This window comes from Nocardia sp. NPDC055053, from assembly GCF_053608285.1.
In genome coordinates this window covers 40,861-47,594 of sequence record NZ_JBSGVD010000042.1, presented here as the reverse complement: position 1 = coordinate 47,594, position 6,734 = coordinate 40,861, and the positions used below count along the sequence as shown (strand labels likewise).

The following is a 6,734-nucleotide window of genomic DNA, read 5'->3' as shown; positions in this document are numbered from 1 at the left end:
GCTGCGCATCAGCGCAGCAGGTCGACGGCATTCACCAGGGCATCGCGGTGGCGCCCCGGCTCAACTGATCGTCGGGGTGGCTGCCTTGCCGATCGTGCGAACTCCGCCCCGCGGGAGCGCGAAGATCAATCCGATTATCGCCACCAGCAACGCGATCGCGGCACTCAGCATGATGGCGAAGGCCCGCGAGAAGTTCTCGGTGCGAGCGGTCTCGCCGGCGTCGGTCAGCGCGATGCTCACGGGATCACCGGGTGTCGCTGCCGGGCAACTGGCCGGCACGGCAGTCGGATCGTGGGCCGCGGACCTGTCCTGGACGCAGCGGCGAAACTTCGCGGCGATGTCGGCCTGCGCGTCGGCCGGTATCCCGGCGGCGGTCAACTCCGTGCGCAGCCCCGGTAGCGCGCTGTCAACGCCATGGTCGGAATTCTCGTCCAGCATCGTGAAGAACAGCACCGCCGCCAATGCCACGCCCAGTGCGGTGCCGACCTGCTGACTGGTGTTGAGCAGGCCGGAGGCCGAGCCCGCGTCCTCGACGGGAGTGTCCGACAGCACGACTTCCACAGTCGACGCGAACATCATGCCGAATCCGATGCCGGTGAACGCCAACACCGCCGACATGTGCCAGGTGCTGATCGTTTGCCCGTAATGCCATGCGAGCGCGGCATAGAGGCCGAACCCGGTCGCGTTGATCGCGGCGCCGACGAACAGCACCCGTCGCCCGTACTTCGGGACCAGTATCTCCATGGAGCTACCGGCGCCGATCCCTGCCCCGACCGCGAAGGTGGCCGCGACGAGCCCGGCGTGCAGTGCCGACCAGCCCAGGCCCACCTGCATGTACAGCGTCCACACAACGAAGAAGCCACCGAGCGCGGTGTTGAACAGCAGCCAGATGCCGATGCCGGACGCGAAGGACCGGAGCCTGAACAGGCTCAGGACCACCAGCGGGGAGCCGACGGTCTCGGTGCGGCGTTTTTCGTAGGCGAGGAAGACGGCGAGCAGTACCAGCGACGCGGCCATGGAAACGAAAGTCCATGCGGGCCAACCCAGTCGGCGGCCTTCGGTCAACGGGTAGATGAGCAGTGTCACCGCGACGATGGCCAGGATCATGCCGATCGGATCGAGACGCGGTGGGACTTCGGAGCGGGTCTCCGGGATGAGCCGCCAGCCCGCGACGAGTGCGGCGATGCCGATCGGGATGTTGATGAGGAAGATCGGACGCCACGTCAGATCGAAAAGATTGAGTTCGACCAGTGCGCCACCGATCACCATGCCGGAGACGGCGGCCAGACCACTGATGCCGCCGAAGATTCCGATGGCCCGACCGCGGTCGTCGGCGGGGAAGGTGGCCTGCACGATGGCGAGGACCTGCGGGATCATCAAGCCCGCCATCGCGCCCTGCAGGAATCTGGCACCGATGAGCATTTCGGGCGAGGTCGCCAGCCCGCACAGGGCCGATGCCAGCGTGAAGCCCGCGATGCCGAGCAGGAAAAGCTTGCGCCGACCATAGATGTCGCCGAGCCTGCCGCCGGTGATGAGCAGGGCCGCGAACCCGAGCACATAGCCGGTGACGGTCCATTCGATCTGTGTGTACGTCGCGTCGAGATTGTGCTGCAGCGTGGGGATGGTGACGTTGACGATGGTCATGTCGAGCAGGTCCATGAAGGAAGCGACGAGCATCACGACGAACGCTGCCCAATGTCGGCGGCCTGGCGGCGCCGACCGGCCTGCGGACGACTTCACCGGGTCCAACGTGCGGGTTTCCATATTCGACTGCCTCTGATTCAGGGGCTGGTGCCGGCCGACGGCGTCGGTGTACACCCAGCCATGAAATGCACCTGTAGTGCTTATCACGCTCAGTGATACGCAGCAAAGTTGCAACGGTCTCTCCGGGGCGGTGCACGGCTCGAGGTACTTTGAACGAGACATGGATACGACGGGCGATCATGCGCACCTCCGGCTGGACGAACATCCGACCTTCCTGCTGGCGCAGCTCGGGGTGCACACGACGGAGCGATTCAGTGCCGCCCTCGCGTCCCTGGGGATTCAGCCGCGACATGTAGCTGTGCTCAGCGTGCTCAGCGACAGTGACGGGCTCTCGCAGCAGCAGCTGTGCGATTCGCTGCACATTCACCGCAACGTGATGGTCGGGATCGTTGACGAGCTGGAGCGTCGTGAATTCGTCGAACGGCGAAAGCATCCCGCCAACCGCAGGGCTTACGCCGTCCACGTGTTGCCGGCGGGCAAGCGCTTGCTGGTCGAGGCGGAGCGAGTGCTGGACGGGTACGAAGCGGAGTTCACCAGCTCGCTACAGCCGGATGAGCGGCGGGAATTCTTGGCGTTGCTGCAGCGTCTCGCGGTGAACGGCGGCCTGCATGTCGGTGCTCACTACGGCTGCGGAGCCGACCCGGTCGAGTAGGGCTCGACCGGGCCGTCGTGTCGAACCGGACGGTCCAATTGTGATACGAGTCGCGCTTGTATCGTATTGGGTACCTGGTTACGCTCAGTTCGTGCCGACACAATCAGGCGGTGATGCGCCGCTCAGGTCGGCCGGACGTCCTCGGGATCCCGGCCGCGACAGCGCCCTTTTGGCCGCGGCTGGGGAAATTCTGCCCGAGGTGGGGTACGACCGGCTGACGGTCGAGGCGGTCGCGGCCAGAGCGGGCGCGGGCCGTGCCACCGTCTACCGGCGGTGGAAGGACAAAGCCGAGCTGGTTCGCGATGCCATCGAGGCGCTGGGCGGGGAAATCCCGATCCCGGACACCGGCAGTCTGCGTTCAGATCTGATCGCCCTTGGCGCTGCCTACCTCGACGCGAGCAGCCGCCGCGATGCCGTGCTGGCAGCCATCGCATCGTCGATGACCCGTGACCGCCAGTTGCGGGAGACGGTCGAAAGAGCGGTCGCGACACCACGGCGGGAGGCCTATGCCGCAGTGGTGGAGCGTGCGCGTGCGCGCGGAGAGATCGCCGCCGGAGTCGATGCCGAGCTGATCGCCCATGTCATTCCCGCGATGATCTTTCACCGAATCATGATTCTCGCCGAGCCGGTGGACGGTGTCTTCTTCGAACGTCTCGTCGATTCGCTGACGGTTCCGTTGTTGACCATGCAGGCGCCCGCGGATTGATACCTATCCGATAGCGGATCGTCGCGTCTGTCCATATTCGAGGAGCCGACAAGGTCGATTCCTCGAATCGTCATGTCTGTCATCGAGGAGTAGCAGTGAGGCTGGTCGTTTTCGGTGCTAATGGTCCGACCGGTCGTCAGGTCACCCGGCTGGCGCTCGACGCGGGACATCACGTCACCGCGGTTGTTCGCGATCTCGCTTCCTTTCCGTCCGGAGAACCAGGGCTGCGGGTCGTCCAAGCCGACGTTCGGGACGGTCGATCTGTGGACCGTGTGCTGGCAGGCCAAGATGCGGTTGTTTCCGTGCTCGGTGCCACCTACACGCGGCAGCCGATTACGGTGTACTCCACCGGGATCGCCAACATCGCCAGTGTCATGACGCGCCGCGGAATCAGTCGGCTGGTCTGCGTGAGCTCCGTCTGCGCGCCACCGGTTTCCGCGCCGGGCGAGCGAATTCTATTTCGCACTGTCGTCCGGCCGGTGCTGCGAAAAATCGGCCGCACGGCCTACGCGGATATGCTTCGAATGGAAGATTTTCTGCAGAGCACGGATCTCGATTGGACGGTGATCCGGGCCGCCGGCCTGTTCGACGGCAGTGAGGTAACCGGCTACACCATCGCGCCGACCGGAATTCCCGGGTGCTTCACCTCACGTCTGGATCTGGCCCACGCGCTGCTTGCGGTAGCGGTTCAGAAAACGCACCGGCGAGCCGTCGTCGATGTGATCACCACGGCCGACACGCCTCAATTTGTCCGGTTGCTGATCAAGGAGATCGCTCGCAATCGGTAAGAAGGCCTCCGGTCGACGCGATGCTGTCGCACAGCCGAATCTGGGGGGATGTTTTCACGTGAAAGGAATTTCGATGGTAAGTGTCGTTTCGTCTCGAAGGTCTGTGCTGGGCGCGCTGATAATGACATTCGGGATCGCCTCTGCGGTGTTCACGCCGACGACCGCCTCCGCAGAGGAGTCTGCAGCACGCTCGCTGGCTGGTTCCTGGACTGTGAGCGTGATCGAGTATCTGTCGACGGGACCCGTAACCCGCAGTGCGCAGTTCACTTTCAACGAAGGCGGCGACGGTTCGGTGGTGACCGGTGGCGGTCTCACCGGAACACTGACGTGGACGCAGCAAAAGCACGTCATCAGCATCGACGCGAACCATGATCTGCCACCGGACGGTACCGCGAAGGGATTCCAGGTCGGTACCTTGGCCGATGCCAACCGGTTCACTTCGTCCGGAACGACGACGCTGTTCCGTGCCGATGGGTCGGTGATCGTGAGCTTCCGGTCCGACTTCACGGGCACCAGAAACCGGTAATTGGTCCACACGTGCAGCCGAACAGCTCGCCCCGCCGACGAAATCCCGTAGCGGGGTGAGCTGTTCACCCGGCACTCGATGCCGTACCTGTGTGCGCAGGGGTGCAGATGGATTCAGCTGGTACCGCCGAGCGAGTCCTGTTGATTCCCTTCGCTACCCAGTCGATGGAGCTGTCGTGACGGTTCCGCCGCAGCGCTGTGATCATTGTCCCGGCCCATGGGGCAACCGCGATCGCGGCGAGCGCGATCATCCACGGCACCCGCCACCACCAGCGCAGGCCGACCACGTCGACCGGCGGCTCCCCGGTAAGCAACCGAGCCGTCGAAGACCACACCACGAACGCGTCCCCGATCGGCACCATCCCGAACGCGTACCGCTTCGACCCGGGCAGACCGACCGGCAGCCCGAGCAGCTCGCCTTGGGCGCCGATCGCCGCGGCCAGCTCGCTGTCGCCGTTCACCCGGGCGGCCCCGAGCCCGACCACGGTGGCGGACAAGCTGATTCCGGCTATCAGCGGCCCCGAATCCACATCACCGACCCCGTCGACACCCTTCGGGTATTCGCGCAAAGCTGGCCCGAAACCGCCCGGATAGGACAGGTACTGCTCGCGATACAGGGCGTACTGACTGCGCGCGAAGGCTGGATCGATCTCCGGCAGGAACCGGTGGATCACCGACTGCGAGGTCGCCCGCGCACCGTCGAGCTGCGATCCCTCCGGCGACACCTCGTGCGGCATCAGCCCGGTGGCGGGATCGAGCCTGCTCCGCACCGCGCCGAGCCAGCGTGCCGTCACCGCCCCGAACTTGTCGTCGAACAGCTGGTCGTGCAATCGCAGCGAGGCCACAGCCACGGTGGAGTCGACCGGCCAGGCCTGTCCACGGTAGGCCTGCAAGAACGGTGTCTCCGAGGCGGCGAAGGCCTGCGCGATCTCCGCGCTGTGTGTGGAAAAGCGCTGCACCTCATCGGGATCAGACGCATCGAGCGACAGGATCGCTCCACGTAACCAGTTGGTCCACCCGGCCCAGAACACCCCGTACGCGGGCCGCAGCGTCGGGCTGAAAACTGCCCGGCCCGCCGCGGACTCCAATCGATCCAGCGCCCAGCGAGATTCGCGCAGCGCATCCTCGCGGAGCCCCGGATCGGTGCGCGCCGCCTGCGCCCACGAGATGCCGTAGAGCGCGTTCAGGAAGAAGTGCCCCTCCGGAAACTGCCGCTGCGCAGCGACATCCGCACCACCGTCGAGCGCGTCCCGGACGAACGCCAGCTGCCGCTCGGTCGAACCGGGCTGGTCATCGATTCCCGGCTGCGGCCACAGGAACCGGCCCATCCCGACCACGCAGGCCAGCGTCACAGCAATCCCCACGATGCGCGGGCCCCACCGGGCCGAGCGCCGAATTCTCCCCATGCCGACACTGTGCCACCGATTGATCGTCAACCGACGGTTGACGCAGCCGAATCGTCAACCTAGAGTTGACGCATGAGCATTCCGAACATTCGCCTCGACGATCTGATCGACGGCATCAAGAAGGCCCGTCCCGACAACGTCCTCGACCAGCTCTCCGACGCCGTGGTGGCCGCGGGTCACCTCGGCGAGGTGGCCGACCACCTCATCGGCCACTTCGTCGACCAGGCCCGCCGCTCCGGCGCGTCCTGGACCGATATCGGTGCCAGCATGGGCGTCAGCAAGCAGGCCGCGCAGAAGCGCTTCGTTCCCAAGCAGCCCGGCGACACCGCGGCCATGGACCCGCAGGCCGGGTTCGCCAAGTTCACCGACCGGGCACGGCAGGTCGTGGTGGGTTCCCAGGAGTCGGCCAGGGGGGCGGGCAACAACCAGATCACGCTCGGCCACCTCATCCTCGGGCTGATCGGCCAGTCCGAGGGCCTGGCGGCCAAGGAGATCGTCGCCCGTGGGGTCAGTCTGGAGTCGGTCCAGGCGGCGGCCGTCGCCGCGCTCCCGCCCGCGACCGACGACATCCCCGCGCTCATCCCGTTCGACGGTGAGACCAAGAAGGTCCTCGAACTGACCTTTCGCGAGGCGCTGCGCCTCGGCCACAACTACATCGGCACCGAACACATCCTGCTCGCGCTGCTCGAACAGGAGAACGGCACTGGCGTGCTCAGTGACCTCGGCCTGGACAAGGCTGTGGTAGAAGCCGAACTCGTCGAGTTGCTGAATCAGTTCCTGGCGGCGCAGGGCGAGTCCTGACCCGCGGGGCGCGCCCGGTGTCCTCCTCCGCGCCGGGCGCGACCTTGCACTCTCACCACCCGAGTGCTAAAAATGCTTTGGCACTCGCGTCT

Annotated in this window: 7 protein-coding genes; 5 read left to right on the top strand and 2 right to left on the bottom strand. The window is 65.8% G+C overall.

Annotated features, from left to right (window positions below; all coding sequences use genetic code 11):
• Positions 1 to 60 precede the first annotated feature (60 nt).
• Positions 61 to 1,677 carry an MFS transporter gene (locus tag ACWF82_RS29995; protein ID WP_452506606.1) on the bottom strand — a complete coding sequence of 539 codons (1,617 nt, stop codon included), beginning with the start codon at positions 1,675 to 1,677 and terminating at the stop codon, positions 61 to 63.
• A 247-nt stretch (positions 1,678 to 1,924) separates the two neighbouring features.
• Between ACWF82_RS29995 and ACWF82_RS29990 the strand changes: the two genes are divergently transcribed.
• The 4 genes from ACWF82_RS29990 (at position 1,925) to ACWF82_RS29975 (ending at position 4,436) form a co-directional block, all read left to right on the top strand.
• Positions 1,925 to 2,416, top strand: a complete 492-nt coding sequence (locus tag ACWF82_RS29990; RefSeq protein ID WP_452506604.1) for a MarR family winged helix-turn-helix transcriptional regulator — start codon at positions 1,925 to 1,927, stop codon at positions 2,414 to 2,416.
• Between the two features lie 40 nt (positions 2,417 to 2,456).
• On the top strand, positions 2,457 to 3,122 hold the full coding sequence (locus tag ACWF82_RS29985; protein WP_452506602.1) for a TetR-like C-terminal domain-containing protein: 666 nt from the start codon (positions 2,457 to 2,459) through the stop codon (positions 3,120 to 3,122).
• Positions 3,123 to 3,217: 95 nt separating this feature from the next.
• Positions 3,218 to 3,910, top strand: a complete 693-nt coding sequence (locus tag ACWF82_RS29980; RefSeq protein ID WP_452506600.1) for an NAD(P)-dependent oxidoreductase — start codon at positions 3,218 to 3,220, stop codon at positions 3,908 to 3,910.
• Positions 3,911 to 4,013: 103 nt separating this feature from the next.
• Positions 4,014 to 4,436, top strand: coding sequence for a hypothetical protein (locus ACWF82_RS29975; protein ID WP_452506598.1), 423 nt, complete (start codon positions 4,014 to 4,016; stop codon positions 4,434 to 4,436).
• Positions 4,437 to 4,500: 64 nt separating this feature from the next.
• Here the strand turns inward: ACWF82_RS29975 and ACWF82_RS29970 are convergent, their stop codons facing one another.
• On the bottom strand, positions 4,501 to 5,841 hold the full coding sequence (locus tag ACWF82_RS29970) for a hypothetical protein (RefSeq protein WP_452506597.1): 1,341 nt from the start codon (positions 5,839 to 5,841) through the stop codon (positions 4,501 to 4,503).
• A 72-nt stretch (positions 5,842 to 5,913) separates the two neighbouring features.
• Between ACWF82_RS29970 and ACWF82_RS29965 the strand changes: the two genes are divergently transcribed.
• Entirely contained in the window at positions 5,914 to 6,642 is a 729-nt protein-coding gene (locus ACWF82_RS29965) for a Clp protease N-terminal domain-containing protein (RefSeq protein ID WP_452506595.1), read from the top strand.
• Positions 6,643 to 6,734 lie beyond the last annotated feature (92 nt).

Coding starts and splice junctions, on each gene's coding strand:
- ACWF82_RS29995 (WP_452506606.1), bottom strand. CDS start 1,677: ATGCTCGTCGCTTCCTTCATGGACCTGCTCGACATGACCATCGTCAAC.
- ACWF82_RS29990 (WP_452506604.1), top strand. CDS start 1,925: ATGGATACGACGGGCGATCATGCGCACCTCCGGCTGGACGAACATCCG.
- ACWF82_RS29970 (WP_452506597.1), bottom strand. CDS start 5,841: ATGGGGAGAATTCGGCGCTCGGCCCGGTGGGGCCCGCGCATCGTGGGG.
- ACWF82_RS29965 (WP_452506595.1), top strand. CDS start 5,914: ATGAGCATTCCGAACATTCGCCTCGACGATCTGATCGACGGCATCAAG.